Genomic DNA, 19,369 nt, shown 5'->3' with positions numbered 1-19,369 from the left:
AGGTGCCCAGTATTTAATTAGATAATACACCGCAATGTAGTTTAGATTATGATATGGAAACAGATGATTCTTTGACCGCTTTTCCATTAAGCGATATAAGTTTAGACTATCATATGGTTTGTACTATTTTGGTTCTAGAAGCGGAGAAATATCTTTAGTTAAATTGACTGTATGTTTAAACTGTTGAAAAGGGATATAACTCATGACGATGGTTACCAAATCTTAAGCCAACCCGCATAGGAGATGATTGGGGGATCATCAATTTTGTGGGTTTGGTTTTTAATAATTCTAGATTGGACAATAAATAATACCATCCGAACGTTACAAACGTTAAAAAGCATATTTTATGGATGAATGACGTCCAATCACCACTCTTCTAACGTATTTGTTTAGTTAAAACTAATTTAAATTCCCCCACAAATGATTTCATTTATCGATTTTGTAAAAAGCAGATGCTTTTACAAACACAATTCTTTATTGGTTAGAATAGTTTTGCTCGTAACACTGTACGGCTTTACAAATACTAGTCTATTTGCCCAACAAACCAGCTACCGGGTTATGGAAGTTGTTGAAATAGAGTTTAATAGTCAACAACAATATAGTAACGCATACATGGATGTAGATGTTTGGGTTGAATTAAAAAAGGAAGGTTCTTCAACTGAAGTATATCGCATACCAATATTCTGGGATGGCGGAAATGTATTCCGTGCTCGTTTGGTGGCTACTTCCCCAGGAAAATGGACCTGGAAAGTTCTAAATGAAACAGTCGAAAATTCAGACCGGAGTTTTATAGGCCGAAGTGGAGTCTTTACTGCTACTACGGCAAATGTAAGTAGTAATCCCAACAACAGAGGTTTTATAAGAGTGGCTTCCAACAATCGTACTCTGGAATATGCGGATGGTACTCCATTCTTTTACACGGCAGATACGTCTTGGTCTGCGCTAACCTCAGTATTTGGTTTTGATCGTGCAAATAATATTAGTGGAATATCCTTGAAGGATTACATTTCAGCAAGAAAAGGACAAGGGTTTAATGGTCTTAATGTTATTGCTAGCTTTCCTAATGATAGCTATACTGAATTATGGGCCGAAAAAACGCACCACAAAAAAACAGGCCCTAACGGAGAGGGGCCATTTGAATTGAAAGGCCCTGGGCAAGAAGTTGATTATCTTAAGATTCAACCATCGTATTGGCAGTCCGTAGATGAGAGAATGCAGTTTTTGTCTGATCAAGGTTTTGTCACTTTATTTGAAACTGTTCGAAGGAGTGAGTTGTGGTATACGCGTTCTACTAAGGAGAAAGATGCGTTTTATAACTATGTCCGCTATTTATGGGCGCGATATGGTTGCTACAATATGATTTTTAGTTGGGTGCATCATGATAGTCAATCTTCTGTATATCCTAAATGGAAAGAAGTAGTTAGGGCAGCAAATAGTAAGTTATACAGTAAGATGGGTGCTTATAGAATGCCCTATGGACAGCCTAGAACAGCAATGTCCTTTAATACCTCTTTAAACAATTGGGAAAGAGATATACCCACCGCTCTTGACATTCAGAATGTTAGTAATGCAGAAAGAGATGAAACTATGCATTTATGGATGCGTAATATTTATCACCATCAACCGGCAAAACCATCACTTAATTTAGAGCCATTTTATCCAGGTTGGGGACTACATTCCGGTAATGAAATAAACCCAGGGCTAAATGATGCAACCATGGCACAAATGCAAATGTACGGATCTGTACTAAGCGGTGGCTTGGCAGGACATGCTTGGGGAGATGCGTGGTATGCAGGAGCAGCTGTTTCAACAGGAAGGAGTCAGTCCGATGGGGGAACAATCGTAGCAAATAATGACCCTCAGGTTAACGCTTTAAAGCGATTTGATTCTCAAGCTATGGGTCATTTAAAAAGTTTTATTTTGGATTCTGATCATAATTATGCCAGATTGATACCAGCGGCGGACACTAATCTAAGTGACAGTCAGGATTATCTTCATACATTATCGATTTCGGATGATAAATCATTTGGCTTAGGATTTTTTGCGGCAGATTCTAGGAACAGCCCGTCATCACTCCCTTCGCTAACAAATTTATTGGCTTCTGAAACTTACTTATTCGAGTGGTGGAACGTGACTAGTGGAGGTTGGATTTCAGCAGGTACTATTAAAACAAACAGTTCAGGTAGATTACAACCACCTTCTCTACCAAATAATGATCGAACAAAAAGTTGGGCTTACCGTATTAGGTCAGAAGGTTATACAGACGGAGGTAATGAAGAGCCAGAAGTTGAAGAACCACAAGTTGAAGAACCACAAGTTGAGGAACCAAAAGTTGAAGAGCCAAAAGTTGAAGAGCCAAAAGTTGACGAACCTGACGATAGTAAACCAAATAATTTTGCCCTACGAATAAATTCGGGAGGTAGTGCGGTTACCCATAATGGAAATGCTTTCTCTGCGGATAAGTATTATAATACGGGACGAACTTTAGATAGACCACAAACGGGTCTTACCGGACAGTTTAGGACGTTTAGATATAGTCGTTCTCAAGTAATGAGCTATGACATTCCATTGGAAAATGGTGAGTATACGGTAAATCTATATTTTGCAGAGTTATGGTTTGGAGCTACTGGCGGTGGTAGCGGTGGAGTTGGCAACCGCGTTTTTGATGTACGTCTTGAAGGAAAATTAGTAGAAGATAATCTCGATATTTTTGCTCAGGTAGGAGCAGAGTCAGAGCTCGTTAAGACACATGTTGTAAATGTTACCGATGGCAAATTAGAGATAGATTTTTCTTCATTAGATTCAGATGGTGGCACAAGACACCCGGTCATTAATGCTATAGAGATTTTGGGAACTCAAGAGGTTAAACCTCCAGTTCCTCCAACCGTTCCCGTGCCACCGGTAGAGGAAATCGTAGTAGAGGAATTACCAGGTCTAGTTGGTCATTGGCCATTAGATGAGTTAAAAGGAATAAGCGCGAGCGATGCAAGTGGTCAAGGCCGCACAGGTACACTTGAGAAAGGTTTAACTTTTGATAAAAACAAAACAAATGGTCAAATAGGAGGTGCTTTACTATTTGATGGGTCTGATGACCGTATTCGGTTACCAAATATCAATAAAGGTTTGCAATCAGGCTTTACCGTTTCTGCGTGGGTTAATCCTAGCAATGCAGAAGATATTTACCAAGGTATATTTGGTACTAGTACATCAGGCGGTTTCATGATGTTTGTTGATCGCGGTAAGCTTGCATTTAAAGTTACCACAAATGAGAACGGTAGAAAGTTGTTGAGTAAAGGAAATATCCAAAGTAATGTTTGGCAAATGGTTACTTGTACGTTTGATGGTAGTGATATGCGCTGGTATATCAATGGTGAGAATATTCACACTGAGTCGCTTTCTGGAACAGTAAAAGAAAAGGACGTAGCTTGGATTGGCTGGGCAGGATGGAGTGATGAATACTTTAAAGGGGGTATTGATGATGTAAAGTTGTTCAACAACCCACTTACTAAACAGCAAGTTTCTTCCTTATATGAAGACAGTGATATCAACTCACCGTCAGGTAACTTAACCTCCAAATCTAATGCTACGGATGATGGCGTAGAGAGGTTGATTATAGAAAGTACTCAACCGGGATATGTTCATCCTAATCCTACAGTTGGTAATTTCAGAATAACCGGCATATCAGAAGGTGTTAAAGAGATTATAGTGGCGGATTTCTCCGGTCACGTTATACTTACTTTACAAACGGACGAGAGAGAGCCTGAGTTAGATCTTTCGGCCTATCCGGATGGGGTTTACATTGTAAACGTATTACAGAACGGTTCTGAATGGACTTTTAAGGTAATCAAAGAATAGCGATAGTAGACATTTATTGGTCTTAATACTATAAATTAGAAAAAACCACGGCAATTTATGTCGTGGTTTTTATTGTTATTTGGTTTGAAAGAAGTAAGCTTAATTTATCATAGTGTATAGTTTACCAATTTTGACCATCTCCATGCCCTCCATCATAATAAAAACAAACATCTTTGACATAAACACTATCCGTATGTTTTAGGGCTCTCAACCAGCAATCATAATCTTCCTCACCGTTCTTTATATTTTTAAAATTGTTGATTTTGTTTAAAATGGATTTCTCTATAACCACGCTACTCATAATCATGCAATTATGTACGTTTAAGAATTCAAAAGACCATAGGTCCGGAAAACCATTGGCTAACATGTTTCTGGTTTTTGTCTTAACGACCTTTTTTAGAAGTGGAATTTTTTGCAATGTTTTCCGTCCAATATTGGCTGAATATTTTTGTAAATATTAAACAAGGTCTGATAATAATACTCTGCATTATATTTTTTGTATTTGATGTTTTCATCGTAAACACCATTGCCAAAAAGTCCATCTGTTGAAGACATTTTGCAACCAGTTCTTTTCATTGTTTCTAACTAAATTTTTATTTTTTTCATGAAACCAAATTAGTAAAAACATCTACTAAAACTATAAGGCAACTATTCATGTAATTAACCTATAGCCATTCTCGTATCCTTTAAAAAGAATAGTTTTTTTAAATACAACAGTAAATCTATTAAAAAGTATAGTATTCTGTTTTTATATAGACGTCGGCTCAATAATATCTATATATTAGGTTTAAAATCACTTCGTTTATAGAGCCATGAACTGATACTAACTATCAGAAAACATTATGTTAAAATAGGAATACAGGTAAAAACAAGGTGTTTCTTACGAAAAAATAATTCTTGGCTTTTTAATAAAAATGGGTAGTTACCTCGGCAATTTTATTGGCCCAAGTATTGTTCATTGCCTCATTATACGCGTTTTTAGCTGCCATTTTTCTAAAATCAAAATCAGTATACATACGTTCTATAGCACTGGCAATATCCTGGGCTGTTCCATTGGTTGTGCTAGGGTTTATTTTTATGCCACAAGTTTCGGGTACAATGCTTCGCATTCCGCTAATATTAAGAGTAATTATGGGGAGGCTAAATCCCATGGCTTCCGTGGCTTGCAGACCTGCAGTGTCTCGTAAGGGGCAAAATAGCATTACATCTGCGTTTTCATATTCTTCATGCATTTGTTCATAAGGAATCCATCCCAAATGCTGAATTTTAGCTTTGTTTAATTGGTATTTCTCTATCCAATCTTTAATTTTATTTCCTTGTTCTCCATCCCCTACGACTATGAGCTTGTAAGGTAAATCATTTGGAAGGTAAGAGAGTGCTTTTAATGAAAGTTCCAAGCCTCTTCGGGGTAATAATCTACCAACCCATAAAATTCTTAATTCTTTGTTTTTCTTCGCAGGAATATATTGGTTTTGTTCAAATTGTATAGGTAATGCAGAGTCACTAAAATTAAAACTTATTCTTTCTTTGTAATATTTAGAAGTTTGCCATAATTGTTCTGTTTCTTGGTTTACTGTTAATATTACATCTGCTTTATTTAAGGTTTTATTCAAAGATGTGTTAAACCGCATAAGAAATTTAGAAACATTTTTACGTATTATTTCTGTACTCCAGGAAGAACCAAAATAAGGCTTAAAAATTCGCAATGCCATTTGTCCACCGCCAACAGGGCCAAAAATTATTTTACACTTGTCTAACTTATAAAGAGGGCTTCCTTGTTGAAAACTACCGTAGCTGACATGATGCGCGATATCAATTTTCTCTTTTTGATGTAATTTTTTAGCTTGGTTGGCTGTTTTCTTTTTCCATAGATAGTAATGTAGGTATATAGCCTTAGAGGAATTATCTAAAAGAATTTTATCCAGTGGTGTTGTCAATGAAATTGGAATAAAAGTAAGGTTTTCTAATTTCTGTTTTAACCTTTCTTTCTCACAATCTTCTTGGTCTTCCGTGTTTGTAAAGCACCAAACCTGATAGCCCTTTTTAGCAAGACCTGTAGCCCAAGACCAACCTACACAGTATTCAGAGCCCTTGTACGGAGAGCAAGCATAGGCACTTAATACAATTTTTTTCATTTATTCTGGCAATTCAACTTTAGGGATTGTAGATTTCTGTTAAAACGTTTTTGTTTTTGCATTATTGCAAAAATTTCGGTGTCAAATCTAAACATTTTTGTTGAGCAATGTTAAGACGTAAAAGTTGAGATGTTCTATGTTTTAAAATTTGGGGTATCTACACTAAAGCGTATCGCTGAAAATATGGTTTAAGAGAGTGGAGAATCTATACACAAACAAGTACCTTCTATGAAAAATAGATTTTTTATAGTAAGTGTAAAAAACAGTTTTAATTATTAATTTGCTCCCAAAATACTCCATTACTTTGTAACTGTGTTACTCTTCCTGCTGTCAAAGCATTTACAAATACAAATTGATTATTTTGGTAGCCATTAGAATCTATACCTGTAGCGGCAGGTCCTAATTTGATTACGTAGATTCTACCATAGCAAGTAGTAGCGTCAGGTAATTCTATAAAAGAGTCAGGAAAGTTAAAAGTTACTGTGTAATGTTCCTCGGTTAATGTAGTGACACCTTGTTCAATAGGTTTTGAAACAGAACCTTGTATATTTAAGGTTGAATTGGTTGTTCCATTTACAGGTGGGGCACTACCAACTCTAAGTTGGTTGTTATCGTCATCCCAAAATAAGTTTGCATTATTTTGGGCTGGTTGTGTATTTGATCCAGCAAAAAATATAGAACCCTCAACCCCTGTATGCCCACCAATTGTAACAGCATCTAATTGTGCTCTAGTTACAAAGTCTTCTGGATCTGTTCCATTTTCCCCTTTTACACGCCCTAAAAATTCAGCGCTTTGCGCAGTAATATCACCTGTATTTACGGTTAGTNNTACGGTTTGTGCTGTTGTTAAGTTTACGTAATTCTGAAACTCCGTGGCTAAGTCGGTTTGGTCTGTTAGTGACCCTGTAATAGAGCCCCAAGTACCTCCACCACCACCAGAAGCATCTAATTGTGCTTTAGTGACAAAATGTTCTGGTGCTGTTCCTTGTTCTCCTTTTACGGTTCCAAAAAACTCGGCACTTTGATCTGTAATATCTCCTGTATCTACAGTAAATTTTTCCGTAAGTGTTTTTTCTCCTGCTATAGATTGTGAAGTAGATAGGTCTACGTATTTTGCAAACTCATTAACTAAATCAGTATTAGTCGTTAAGTCCCCAGTAATCTCACTCCAAGAAATACTTCCAGTACTAGCGCCATCGCATAAGTTATTCCAGGCTATACCATCATAATAAAATATACAAGAGGCATCAATATTATATACCATAGCACCTTGTAGAGGGGTTAAAGCGAGTATTTCTACCTCCGTCATTCTGCTTATGACTAAAACCTTAGATGAACTCTCTAATTCTAGTAAAGATGTATCATCTAGTGTTTGTGGGTTATCACCAATTTTAATTTGGGCAGTAACCATGTTAGCGCAAACAAGTAAAATAATTAGTATTAAATTTCTCATGGTATTATCATACAAATATTCTCTTAACTCTAATCTAAAGAATAGTTTATTAATCCAATTCGTAAATATATTAAAATATGGTAGGTTCTTAATTTTGTATCGATGTTTTGTATATAACATCGATATAACTTAAAGTAGTAGTTCTGGAAAAAAAACATTTTTTGTAATGTTAAGGTAGTAAAATGGGTTTTGTCGACGAAAATTTTTGATATTTAGTATTATTCGAATTCTTTCAAAGCATGATTTCAGCCAGTTGTTTGGTTGAATACCTAAAACTGGACGATTAAAAATAGGAATTAGTTTTTCTTAAACTTGTGTTTTACTAAATGTCCAGCAAAAACAAAACCATAATATATATAACGTTTCCACATTCTTTTAGGTTCTTTAAGTAGTCTTCCTAACCATTCTAGTCCTAAGTTTTGCCAAAATTTACTTGGTCTAGTGATTGTGCCAGCATAAAAATCAAAAACTGCACCAATGGAGCAAATATATTGTGTATTTAACTCATTTTTAAATTGATAGCTCCATTTTTCCTGTTTGGGAGCGGTCATGGCCACAAATAATACATCTGGTGAAAAAGAATTAACTGCTTCCAAAATGGCAGTATTGTCCTCAGTATTAAATTCTGGTTTAAAGGGAGGGGAGTAGGTACCAACTTTTATATTAGGAAACTCTTTATGTAATCGTTTTTTTATTTTTACTAAAGTGCTTTCCGAAGATCCCATGTAGAAGCAAGAGCCACTTTCTTTGTCTAGTTTTTCTAAAAAATAAGCATGTAAATCGGCACCAGCTATTTTGGTTATTTTTTCCTTATTTATAAATTTTGCAGCTGCAACGATACCGATTCCATCCGGGAGTAATACATCCGATTGTAAAAGAGCCTCCTTAAACTTAGTGTCTTTCTCTGCAATACAGAAGGAGTATTGGTTAATGGTATTTATTAAGAGCTTTTTCGTACCATTTAATTGGTTTAGGTCCAATTTGTACACCGGGTAATTCAGAACGTTCAATGTATTAGTTTCTTTTTGCATATGAATTAGGGGAATTCAAAGCAAAAATAGATAATACTAGCGCAAGTTTCTCTTAAGATCTATAAGAGAACACAAAAATAGGTTAAACGAATCTTATTTTTAGAATTGTGTGTTACAATAACATCATTAAACAATTAATTTATTTCTATCGCACTATAAAACTATGGAGAAATTAAAACTACTTACTTAAATATAATGGTGCACTTGTACAAGTAATACCTCTCCGACTATAAAAAGGAAGAATGCTCATTAGAAAAATTTTTTGGAGTTTTTCATTTTACCCATTTATTTTCCCCAAAGTTAATTATAGATTACTTTTCATGTGTTAGGTAAATTTTAAGTATGGATTACCTAATGGTTATCAAATTGTAAGGTTAAAATTTATATTAGCAGTAATATTTAGATTTTCAATTAAAAATCTAAATAACCCGTCATTCAATCGGAAATTTGGTATTGATTGTCGAAAAAAAATGAATTCATTAATGCAAAGTAATTTATTAAGTTATTTTCGCGAAAAATATAGATTTAAAAGAATGTTTGTTTTTTTTTGTTTGATAAATGGTATACATTAAAAAAAATGAATATCTAAAGGCGGAAAGAATAACTATGTTTAGTATAAAACTGTTTACTAATTTTATCAAATAAATAGAATGTTATTTAATTCCTACATATTTATATTCCTTTTTTTACCAATAACTCTTCTGGTTTATTATTACTTAAACCATCTTAAGTTATATAAAATCGGGAAGGTTTTTTTAGTGATAGCATCTCTGTTCTTTTACTCCTGGTGGAATGTAGTATACCTTTCCTTAATAGTACTATCTATGTTGTTTAATTATGGAATTGGCTCCACGTTTTCTAAAAATAGGGCCTTTTTCGGTTTTAATAAAAAACAAGTCTTGACTTTTGGTGTTATTTCTAATTTAACACTATTGGGTTATTTTAAGTACGCCGATTTTTTCATAGAAAATATAAATAATGTCGTAAACACAAATATTCCTCTTCTTAATCTAGCTTTACCACTAGCTATTTCCTTTTTTACTTTTCAGCAAGTTGCCTATTTAGTAGATTCATATAAAGGAGAAACAAAAGAGTATGATTTTTTAAACTATTCGCTTTTTGTTACTTTTTTTCCTCAATTAATTGCAGGGCCAATAGTTCATCATAAAGAAATGATGCCGCAGTTCGCTAGTTTAAAAGGTGTGAAATTCAATCATGAAAATTTTGCAGCTGGGTTCTATCTTTTTGCATTGGGACTCTTTAAGAAAACTATAATTGCAGACAGTTTTGCTCCATGGGCAAGTGCCGGGTTTGATGTTGCAGAAAATTTAAATCTGCTCGAGGCTTGGGCTACTTCCTTATCTTATACTTTCCAGCTGTATTTCGATTTTAGTGGATACACAGATATGGCATTGGGGGTTGCATTGATGTTTAATATAAAACTTCCAGAGAATTTTAATTCGCCTTATAAGTCTTTAAGTATACAAGATTTTTGGAGACGTTGGCATATTACACTTTCACGTTTTTTAAGAGATTATGTGTATATCCCTTTAGGGGGAAACCGATTGGGTGAGTTTAATACCTACAAAAACCTAATGATTACATTTATTTTAGGAGGATTATGGCACGGTGCTGGTTGGACATTTATTTTTTGGGGTGTTTTGCATGGATTAGCTTTAGTTGTAAATAGAGCCTGGGGTAAGCTTGGGTTTAAATTAAATAATATACTCGCTTGGTTTATTACTTTTAATTTTGTGAATATTGCTTGGGTGTTTTTTAGAGCAACAAGTTGGAGTGATGCAATAAAAGTCTTAAAAGGAATGTTTTCAGGAGAAATAGTGTTGCCAGCTGATTTAGCTGGTAAATTCTCCTTTTTAACTGATTATGGTGTTGAATTTGGAGCAGGTATTCAGAAAATTGGACCTAATAAAGAAGTTGTCATTAGTTTGGTTCTTGCTTTTATAATCATTTTAGTATTGAAAAACACCAATGATTTGGTAAAATCATTTAAGCCTAATACCATTAATTTTGTAGTAGCTTGTATCTTCTTTGTTTACTCTGTTGTTTCCTTTTTAACTATAAAATCTGAATTTTTATATTTTGATTTTTAATTAATAAATCATGAAAAAGTTTAAGATTTTTAATTTATCCTTGCTAGTATGTATTCCATTAATTTTTGGTATATACTTCGTATCTGTGTATTATTTTTATTATGATAATAAAGACGATAGCTATTCTATTGAAACTTATTTTAACTTTAAAGAATCTTTAGCAAAAAAAGCAAAAGGGAACAAAATTTTATTTTCATCGGGGAGTAATAATTTTTTAGGAATAAGAGCGTATCAAGTAGAAGATGCTTTTGGAGTCCCTGCTTATAATATGTCTATTCATGCAGGATTAAAGACAGACTATATTATAGATAGATTAAAGCCAATATTAAATGAAGGCGATATTGTAATCTTACCTCTTGAATATAATAATTTCACTTATAACGGGGAGCCAAGTATAACTTTAAACAAGTATTTGTTGACTTACGATAAAGAATATTTTAATACTAAGTATGACTATACGGAACAATTAAAAATGCTGTCAAGTATAAATGTAATCGATTTATTTAGTAGTCTTTTAAATGGAAAAAATATTGGAAAAGAAGAACAGCGATTAGAGTTTCTTAAAAATATTAATGAGAATGGAGATATGTTAAATATGACTATTCATGATTCTTTAAAAACAAAGAAAAGCCCTATTAAGCTGCCAAAAACATTAGATGTTGAATTTAAAGGTCTTAAGGCTATTAATGAGTTTAATAACTATTGCAATGAGAAAAACATAAGTTTATTTATAACATTCCCCAATTTAATATATGACAAAGCTTATGAGAATGAGAAATATTCAAATTATTTTAATTTCATAATTTCATTTTTAAATAAGAATAATATTGAAATAATTGGGAGTCCATTGCAGGCAATGTACCCCCAGAATTTGTTTTTTGATTCTGAATATCATCTTATCTCAAAGGGGTCCGATATAAGAACTTCTGATTTTATAGAGCAACTTAAGAATAATGCTAAAGCCATAGATAAGTTAAAGTCTATTAAGAATTAGTTTCTTTTATTCAATAAAGAAATAGCATCCTGGATTGTTAAGTATTGCAAGTTGTAACAATAAGGCAATTTGGAAACTAAAAAAATAGAAATAGATAACTATTAACTTAAAAAAAATATTGAAGAGTTTTATATCCAAAATACTTTCTAAAGTAGGCGTTCAAAGTGATCGAACTAAAAATATTACTAAACATGTTTTGTGGTCAGCAATATATAAAGGAGGAAGTATTATAGCTACTTTTTTGTTAGTGCCTTTGACTATTAATTTTTTAGATACAGAAAATTATGGTGTTTGGTTAACTTTGAGTTCATTTATAGGTTGGTTTGCTTTTTTTGATATTGGTCTTGGAAACGGATTGCGAAATAAATTTGCAGAAGCTAAAGCTAAAGGAGATTTAGATCTGGCAAAAGGATATGTTAGCACAGCTTATTATACAATAGGGGCAATATGTGCAGTGTTTTTTATTTTGTCATTATTAGTTAGTTACTTCGTAGATTGGGCTAGTGTGTTTAATACTTCCCAAGAATTACAACAACAATTAAGAATATTAATGCCTGTGGTTTTTGGTTGCTTTAGTTTACAATTAATTTTTAAATTAATTACATCTATTTATATAGGAAACCAAAATCATTCCATGCAAGGTAAAATTCAATTTATAATTGCAGCGAGTTCTTTGTTCTTAATTTGGGTATTAACGCAAACAACAACAAGCTCTTTATTGCTTTTTGGAGTTATATTTTCTGTATTCCCAATTGTTGTACTTTTAAGTCTTAATATTTACGCATTTTCTACAACATATAAAGAATTTAAGCCACAATTTTCGTTTTGGAAGAAAGCGTATTTTAAGGATATTTTTAGCTTAGGAATCGTGTTTTTTATAATACAAATTGCAGGGCTAATAATGTTTACAACAGATAATTTTATTATAACACAACTACTCGGTCCTGAAGAGGTTGTTCCGTATAATATTGCCTATAAGTATATAGGTATATCTCAAATGATATCCGTTATTATATTAACACCATATTGGTCTAGTATTACTGATGCATACACAAAAGGAGAATTAGGTTGGATAAAAAATGCGATGAAAAATTTATTAAAAATTTCTCTAGTAACAGTTATGCTTGTTATATTTTTAGTTTTCGTAGCTCCTTCTGCTTATAAATTGTGGATAGGAGAACTTGTAGAAGTTCCTATGAAATTAACTGTAAGTATGGCTTTATATTTTATAATCAGTTTATGTTATTCCCCTTTTGTTTTTTTTATAAACGGTATTGGTAAGATAAAATTACAAATGTATTCTGTAGCTATAGGAGCTCTTTTAAACGTTCCATTATCAATTTTTTTGGTCAAATACACTTCATTTGGAGTAGAAGGTGTAATTATAGCAACGTCTATTTGTGTTTTTCCAAATTTAATTTTGTTACCTATTCAATATTTTAAAATAATAAACAATAGAGCTATTGGTATCTGGGATAAATAAAAAAATGTCTGGCTTAAGAACTAAATTTAGCTATATCGACATTTTTAAATCTAACCAAGAGAGATAGGAAAATCTTTTGCTGTTGATAATTTGGTAATTCTAGATTGATTGAGTATCTATTATGAAAAAATGTAAAAGCTAATAACATAAGGTATTTTATGTGTTAATTACACAGTAAGGTTTAATTAACTACTGCTATTTATACTTCGTAAATATTCTTTATTAAAGAAACCTAAAATGCGAATATAATTGTATATATAAATTTTAGTTGTTTTTTTAATGATAATACTGTTTTGTTTTTATTAGTATACCTGTTTTGATATACAAAATATTTTTTGGTGTAACAGCGGAGCTACTGTAAAGTGTTCTAATCTATTTTAGGGGTTAGTTACAGAAGAATATATATCATTGATTTTTTGGATTTTATTTTCCCATTTAAAATCAGCGGCTCGCTCAATAGCTCCGTGAGATAATTGATAACGGTATTCTTCATCTTGGTACAAATTAGTTAAAGCAAGCGCTATATTGCGTTGTGCATTTTTAGGGTTGTCTACAGGAATTTTAATACCACATTTCTCATTAACTACATGCGCAAATCCCATGTGGTTTAAGCAAACTATGGGTAAACCATTAGATAATGCTTCTAAAGTGACGCTAGCTGTTAGGTCCTTAATGCTAGTTATGCAAAAAACATGCCCCATTTTCATAACATTCAGTGCTTTTACCCTGTCTACCCAACCGTGCCAAATACAATTTTTGTCCACCTCTAATTTTTGCGCCATTTTTATCCATGCCTCAGTCATGGGGCCTTTCCCAAGAATGTGTAGCTCGTAAGGAATAGATATATTCTTTAAAGATTTTAAAAGTAAACTTAAGTTTTTTCCTGCAGTATGTTGACCACTCCATACTATGGCTAGGGGACTATCTTTTTTTCTTCTAACCAAATGCAATGGTTGCTTTTTTTCCTGGCCTACCTCACAGATAATTACAGCATCTTTCCCCCAAAGCCGTCTAATTTTTATTGCGTCCTGAGGTGTTGCGGCAATGAGTCTAGAATTTTTAGTTTCCACTACTTTCTTTAACCTGTTTTTAAAGTTCTGTTGCCACGAATTCAATAAATTTCGACTTGCATAATAGGCCATACCTTGTATTCCTAAACTAGGTAAAAAGCTCCATGGAGAGTTCTCTAATGCACCAATTGGGCCCCAAACAAATGGCTTGTTTATTTTCCATAAATATCCTGGTTCTCTATAGCCAACCATATTTAAATGATGGATTATATCAAAATTCTCTTTATTGTTAAGCTCAATACCCAAAGCAAGTGCTTTTTTTTGCCATTTACGGTAAAACCAATAGTAGGAGGGTGGCCAAATTTTTCTTAGTTTTTTATTACGTTGTTTTTCAATGAAGTGAAAATTTATGTTGTTATTAAACGTAGGATTTTCGTTTAAATAATCTAAAATAGGTTTTTCCCATTTTCTCTTTTCAACGATTACATGAAGTTCATGATGTTTGCTTATACCAGTTACAAAGTTCCAACCCATGCCTGGCTCAGAACCAGAGTTAGGACCACATGCATACGCTGAGATTAAAATTTTTAATTTTTTCATTGAATAGGTTATTTTACTCCTTCTTCAGGAGTTAATTCTTTTATAAAGAATTATTGCAGCTATTTGTATCGTTTGTTCATGTATTTCATCATAATTGTAGTAATCTCTTTAACTATATCATCAGGAGGTCTATTTACGTTAATTAAATGAAATTGTCTTAATTCAGAAAGCTTTCGGTATTTTAGTAATTGAGTTTCTAGTTCATCTAAAGAAACCTCTTTTTTTCTATTATGTATAATTTGTGCATCAGCAATTAATACGAAGTAAATTTCGGGTTTAAACAACAGGCTTCTTAGGTATGTTGCAATCTTAATATTTCCTCCAAAACGATAGCGTTTGTTATCAACAAGTAAATCTTCATAGTATCGGTCAAAGATTACAAGAGAAGATCTTATTTTAAGTGGAAGAACGTTCTTAATCCAATAAAAATTATATTGTATAAGAAAATAAATAATTTTCACATAAGACTTTAGAAATGAGTATAAGGGTAGTTCATGCGGGTTAGAGATTACAATGTTTTTAGCAGTGGAATCTTTATATATAGGTTTTAAGTGAAAGTATGTGTTTTTTCTATACGGTAAATGTTGTTGTTTTAATTTGTCAATGACTGTGGATTTGCCAGAACCATCAGGGCCTAGGAAAGCAATAGTAATACCGGTTGGTTTTATAATTCTTTTGATTAGGCGATTCAAAGTCTTGTATCTTGAAGATGATGCGTTTTTAGGCATCAACTTAAATTCCGAGATAATTGAATTCGTTTTTTCTGATAAAAACTCAAAATCGTTAGATTCAAAAGCATGAATCACTTTATCAGAGGTGCTCCTAAAGAATTTCCTAATCTGAATGTTGCAACCATCTACTTCTTTTGAATACAATTTTAATAAATAATTGTATGTGTCCTTAGATAGTTGGTTTTTATCGAGTTTTTTTATAAAATATTGTATAAATTCTAACTGAGGGCTGAGTATAGAAACATCTCTAAATGTTACGTCTTCATGGAATACATCAGTTTCATTTAATATTTTAATTTGTCTACGTGAAATTTCTCCATAGAGATCTAGGTTTAAAAATTCATTTTGAATTTCATCATAAACAAAAAAGTTTTTAGCCCAAAGGTCCTGATCATATACCTGAACTTGTTTAAAATTATATTGAAAACAAAAATCTTTAATAATTATATCAATTCTGGAAAAATCAGATTTTTTGAATAATATGTCAAAATCTGAATCACTCTGTTTTTTTTCAAAAATCTCATTATAACCATTTGTGAACTTATATGCAATCTCTTGCTCTGAAAGATATTTTACAAAATCTAAAATCATCTTTTATTTGTGTTTTTTTATATGTTAAAGTGACCTCCTCCCATATTTAGGTATCGGTCATAATTAGAAAATCCGGGCTATTTTCATTCATTTCGATGTACTCGTTGGGGGACATATGTCCCCCAACGAGCTGTGCGGTCTAAAGCTGTTATAGTCCTTCCTCCAAATATCGAACTTTTCCTGTACATCTTCCAAGGAAAAGAACCAATTGGCTTTCAGGCATTCGTCCCTGAACGAACCGTTGAAGCTTTCGTTAAATGGGTTGACAGTAGGTTTTTCAGGCCTTGAGAAGCCAAGTTCTACATTGTTTTTATAGGCCCATTTGTCCAATACTTTACTGATGAACTCACTTCCATTATCTACTTTGACACGCTTTAACAGCACTTCGTTACTAAAAGTAATGGCTTCCATCACTTGCACGACATCGCTTCCTTTGAGAGATTTCCCGGCATGGATGGACAGGCACTTTCGACTATAGTTATCCACTACAGTTAAAGCCCTGAAACGATTGCCGTTATAGAACTGGTCATAGACAAAATCCATGCTCCAACATTCATTTAAACTAGAGACGTTGCCCTCGCTCGGCTTTCTATGTGCGGCGGGTCGGCTACGTTTTGGGCGCTTACTCCTTAAGTTCGGACCTTCCTTGCAATAGACCCTGTACATGCGCTTGTGATTGTCCATGAAGCCTACCGTACGCAAAAGGATATGGATGCGCCAGAACCCACAACGTGCCCTTACCGAGGCTATCTCGTTCATAGGCATCCGGAGTAGCTGATCCCTACGCCGTCCCTTGGCCTTATAATAGAAAACACTTTTATGCAACAATACGAGCTTGCAGCGACGCTGAATGGAAATATTGTACTCCATCCTGATGTTATCGACCATCCCGCGCTTTCGGGACGGTCTCAGAAATTTTTTTCTGCACGTCCTGTAGTATCTGTTTGTCAAGGCCAAGGTCCGCGACCAGATTCTTCAACTGTGAGTTCTCCTCCTCGAGGTTCTTGAGCCTACGAAGTTCCGTTATGCCCAGACCCCCATATTTCTTCTTCCGATTATAGAATGTGGCCTCACTGATATCCATCTTACGGCACACCTCCTGGATACGGGTGCCGGTCTCTACCTGTTTGATCCCAAATACGGTCTACGATTCGGAATACTTTGATCGTTTTATAAGCAAATACTTGTTTAAAGTTAAACATTTATTCGCCCGCTTTTCTCTAGTCTTAAACTGTCCGGTTTGACGGGAGGAGATCAAGAGAAAGTTAAATTCTTATTTAGAAAATAGAACAAATATAAGGATGTATTCTTAACATATTGTTTTGGTTATTATTGTGCTCAGTGAAAGAATAATATAGGATTAAATTTAATAAAATACCTATTAGTTTAAGTAGTGTGCTACACTTATTTCTCCCATTATTCAGGGATAGTATAAAGGAAAAAAATTTATTGATTATTTTTGCAAAATGGAAGGAATTAATAGGTTTGACATAATTTATAGTGGTAAGTTGTACTCGGAGAAATTAGATGCTAGTATGGGTGATAGGTATTTTTAGTTATTTGAAATTACTTTAATTTTTTTGAAAAATTAAACGGGTTTTGGAATAAATAATAAAATAGCTACTTTTTAAAAGTAAATTTGAATGAATTAATTTTTAGCTGAGTTCAACCCACAAGCGCGAAACATTTATCCTTTAGAGTTTCAATTGGATTATGATAATTAAATTTTCTGATTGGTCTGTAAATTGGTAATCTTTCAACTTCTTTTATTCGTTACTTTTCTTAAGTCTGTTTTCTTAAAAAAAATCTTCTTATTACATCTATTCCATTTTCCACGGTTCCTTTATACTGTGATGTATAAGGTCTTGTAAAATATGTTTTAGCATTTAAAAGTCTCCCTGTTTTCGGATGCTGCGCAATTTTTTTTCCGTTATCAAAAGGTCAATGTCTTAATCCAGGAAGATTTGAAATTAGTAAGTCTTGGCTCCATTTTATCATAGACTTCACTATCTTTTAATTTTCAACTTCTCTATCATTGTTATTAAGATAGCTCTATCCGTCATTACCAAAAGTGCTGATTTATACTAACTTCCCATCATTAGATCCCTAATGCGTTCGCGATGATTTACAACATTTGGGCGCTCATCTATACCAACACGCCCTTTAATAACTCCTCTTCTATCTTTTATATTAGCCCTTTTCCGCCTTCTACTTCCGTGACTGAGGCTCTTGAATATCTTAGAATATTTGGCGCCAATCTTTTTCTTACTTTTCTTAACATCCCATATCCATTGGTAAATTGTTTCATGGCTAACACAACTCTCACCCTCAAGTTCTAAACGTTTGCTAATGAGTTCTGGATTCCACTTCTCAAAACGGAGTAATCCTGCAATTCGCTCTTTCATCACTTCGGTCAATAAAACCCGCTTAACCTGCATTTATGACGTGAGACTGACCGTCTCTGTGCATTTTTTTCAACATAATTACCAGCTGTCCTCCCACGCGTGGCCGTGTTCCTGCTGAGCTCTCTGTAAATAGTAGCAGGATGCACTCCTATAATACCGGCAATTTTAGTTTTACCGATTTCTGCTTTTAATAAAGCTTGTATTTGATACCTTTGGTCAGGGGTCAACTGTTTGTATTTATTCATGCAAGACTAATATAATAATTGACCCTAAAACTCTTGGGGCTAGACCCAAGAGTTTTAAATATTAATTTCGCACTTATTACTTGAACTTACATTATGCAAAAATTGTTAGTATATATTTATAAAGTTTTTAAATATTTTATTGCTCGGGTTTTAATGCCTATAGATAGATTATGTACTTTTTTAGTGCTTTATTTAAATGGGGTTAAATTTAGTACGTTCCTTAGTTATGGTATACCAAAAGTTAATGTAAGTTTAGGAGGGAGGTTAATTGTAGGTGAAAATTTCAGAATGAATAATAGAGAGTCTTCAAACCCTATAGGCCGTTTTAAAGCTTGTAGTTTAGTTGTAGAGAAGAAGGCAGAACTGGTTATTGGAAAAAATGTTGGTATTAGTAGCACAGCAATTGTGTGTTATAAGAGTATAAAAATAGGTGATAACGTTAATATTGGTGGGAATGTAGTTATATATGATACGGATTTTCATAGTCTAGATGCTAATGATAGATTAAGTCCTGAAATAGATAGAAAAAACACTGTAAATAAAGGAGTTTCTATTGGTGATAATGTTTTTATTGGTGGTCATAGTACAATCTTAAAAGGTGTTAGTATAGGAGATAATGCTATTATCGGGGCTTGTTCTTTAGTGGTAAAAGATATACCAGCAAATGAAGTCTGGGGAGGGAACCCTGCAATAATGATTAAAAATAGAAATAAATAGCAAAGAAT

Annotated in this window: 11 protein-coding genes and 1 pseudogene; 5 read left to right on the top strand and 7 right to left on the bottom strand. The window is 33.4% G+C overall.

Going from position 1 to position 19,369, the window contains the following annotated elements:
* Positions 1-420: 420 nt before the first annotated feature.
* Positions 421-3,855 carry a malectin domain-containing carbohydrate-binding protein gene (locus tag KO521_RS14115; protein WP_215940528.1) on the top strand — a complete coding sequence of 1,145 codons (3,435 nt, stop codon included), beginning with the start codon at positions 421-423 and terminating at the stop codon, positions 3,853-3,855.
* Positions 3,856-3,976: 121 nt separating this feature from the next.
* Here KO521_RS14115 and KO521_RS14110 read toward each other — a convergent pair whose 3' ends face one another.
* The 3 genes from KO521_RS14110 to KO521_RS14100 all read right to left on the bottom strand — a co-directional run bounded on the left by KO521_RS14110 (position 3,977) and on the right by KO521_RS14100 (position 8,474).
* On the bottom strand, positions 3,977-4,222 hold the full coding sequence (locus KO521_RS14110) for a hypothetical protein (RefSeq protein WP_215940527.1): 246 nt from the start codon (positions 4,220-4,222) through the stop codon (positions 3,977-3,979).
* A 538-nt stretch (positions 4,223-4,760) separates the two neighbouring features.
* Positions 4,761-5,990, bottom strand: coding sequence for a glycosyltransferase (locus KO521_RS14105; protein WP_215940526.1), 1,230 nt, complete (start codon positions 5,988-5,990; stop codon positions 4,761-4,763).
* 1,749 nt (positions 5,991-7,739) lie between these two features.
* On the bottom strand, positions 7,740-8,474 hold the full coding sequence (locus tag KO521_RS14100) for a WecB/TagA/CpsF family glycosyltransferase (protein ID WP_215940525.1): 735 nt from the start codon (positions 8,472-8,474) through the stop codon (positions 7,740-7,742).
* A gap of 650 nt (positions 8,475-9,124) precedes the next feature.
* On the opposite strand from KO521_RS14100, the gene KO521_RS14095 reads away from it, so the two are divergent.
* From KO521_RS14095 to KO521_RS14085, 3 genes are all read left to right on the top strand, one after another.
* Positions 9,125-10,585 carry an MBOAT family O-acyltransferase gene (locus tag KO521_RS14095; protein ID WP_215940524.1) on the top strand — a complete coding sequence of 487 codons (1,461 nt, stop codon included), beginning with the start codon at positions 9,125-9,127 and terminating at the stop codon, positions 10,583-10,585.
* Between the two features lie 10 nt (positions 10,586-10,595).
* Positions 10,596-11,579: a hypothetical protein gene (locus tag KO521_RS14090; protein ID WP_215940523.1), complete on the top strand. Its 984-nt coding sequence runs from the start codon at positions 10,596-10,598 to the stop codon at positions 11,577-11,579.
* Positions 11,580-11,697: 118 nt separating this feature from the next.
* Positions 11,698-13,062 carry a lipopolysaccharide biosynthesis protein gene (locus KO521_RS14085; RefSeq protein ID WP_215940522.1) on the top strand — a complete coding sequence of 455 codons (1,365 nt, stop codon included), beginning with the start codon at positions 11,698-11,700 and terminating at the stop codon, positions 13,060-13,062.
* 377 nt (positions 13,063-13,439) lie between these two features.
* Here the strand turns inward: KO521_RS14085 and KO521_RS14080 are convergent, their stop codons facing one another.
* The 4 genes and pseudogenes from KO521_RS14080 to KO521_RS20670 form a co-directional block, all read right to left on the bottom strand.
* A complete protein-coding gene (locus KO521_RS14080) occupies positions 13,440-14,672 on the bottom strand; it encodes a glycosyltransferase (RefSeq protein WP_215940521.1) in 1,233 nt (410 codons plus the stop codon).
* Between the two features lie 59 nt (positions 14,673-14,731).
* Positions 14,732-15,994, bottom strand: coding sequence for a hypothetical protein (locus KO521_RS14075; RefSeq protein ID WP_215940520.1), 1,263 nt, complete (start codon positions 15,992-15,994; stop codon positions 14,732-14,734).
* A gap of 87 nt (positions 15,995-16,081) precedes the next feature.
* A protein-coding gene (locus tag KO521_RS14070; protein WP_436801491.1) for an IS3 family transposase occupies positions 16,082-17,126 on the bottom strand; the annotation gives its coding sequence in 2 pieces (ribosomal slippage) (positions 16,082-16,919 and positions 16,918-17,126; 1,047 coding nt in all).
* Positions 17,127-17,659: 533 nt separating this feature from the next.
* Positions 17,660-18,644 (bottom strand): annotated as a pseudogene (locus KO521_RS20670) (IS30 family transposase).
* Between the two features lie 93 nt (positions 18,645-18,737).
* On the opposite strand from KO521_RS20670, the gene KO521_RS14055 reads away from it, so the two are divergent.
* A complete protein-coding gene (locus tag KO521_RS14055; RefSeq protein ID WP_215940517.1) occupies positions 18,738-19,361 on the top strand; it encodes an acyltransferase in 624 nt (207 codons plus the stop codon).
* The last annotated feature ends 8 nt before the right edge of the window (positions 19,362-19,369 follow it).

This window comes from Zobellia uliginosa (genome assembly GCF_018860745.1).
In the GTDB taxonomy this organism is placed as follows: domain Bacteria; phylum Bacteroidota; class Bacteroidia; order Flavobacteriales; family Flavobacteriaceae; genus Zobellia; species Zobellia uliginosa_B.
This window is presented reverse-complemented; position numbering and strand designations above follow the sequence as displayed.

Excerpts from the sequence above, each read along its gene's own strand:
- KO521_RS14115 (WP_215940528.1), top strand. The coding sequence starts at position 421 with ATGATTTCATTTATCGATTTTGTAAAAAGCAGATGCTTTTACAAACAC.
- KO521_RS14080 (WP_215940521.1), bottom strand. The coding sequence starts at position 14,672 with ATGAAAAAATTAAAAATTTTAATCTCAGCGTATGCATGTGGTCCTAAC.
- KO521_RS14075 (WP_215940520.1), bottom strand. The coding sequence starts at position 15,994 with ATGATTTTAGATTTTGTAAAATATCTTTCAGAGCAAGAGATTGCATAT.
- KO521_RS14100 (WP_215940525.1), bottom strand. The coding sequence starts at position 8,474 with ATGCAAAAAGAAACTAATACATTGAACGTTCTGAATTACCCGGTGTAC.
- KO521_RS14055 (WP_215940517.1), top strand. The coding sequence starts at position 18,738 with ATGCAAAAATTGTTAGTATATATTTATAAAGTTTTTAAATATTTTATT.
- KO521_RS14105 (WP_215940526.1), bottom strand. The coding sequence starts at position 5,990 with ATGAAAAAAATTGTATTAAGTGCCTATGCTTGCTCTCCGTACAAGGGC.
- KO521_RS14095 (WP_215940524.1), top strand. The coding sequence starts at position 9,125 with ATGTTATTTAATTCCTACATATTTATATTCCTTTTTTTACCAATAACT.
- KO521_RS14110 (WP_215940527.1), bottom strand. The coding sequence starts at position 4,222 with ATGTTAGCCAATGGTTTTCCGGACCTATGGTCTTTTGAATTCTTAAAC.
- KO521_RS14090 (WP_215940523.1), top strand. The coding sequence starts at position 10,596 with ATGAAAAAGTTTAAGATTTTTAATTTATCCTTGCTAGTATGTATTCCA.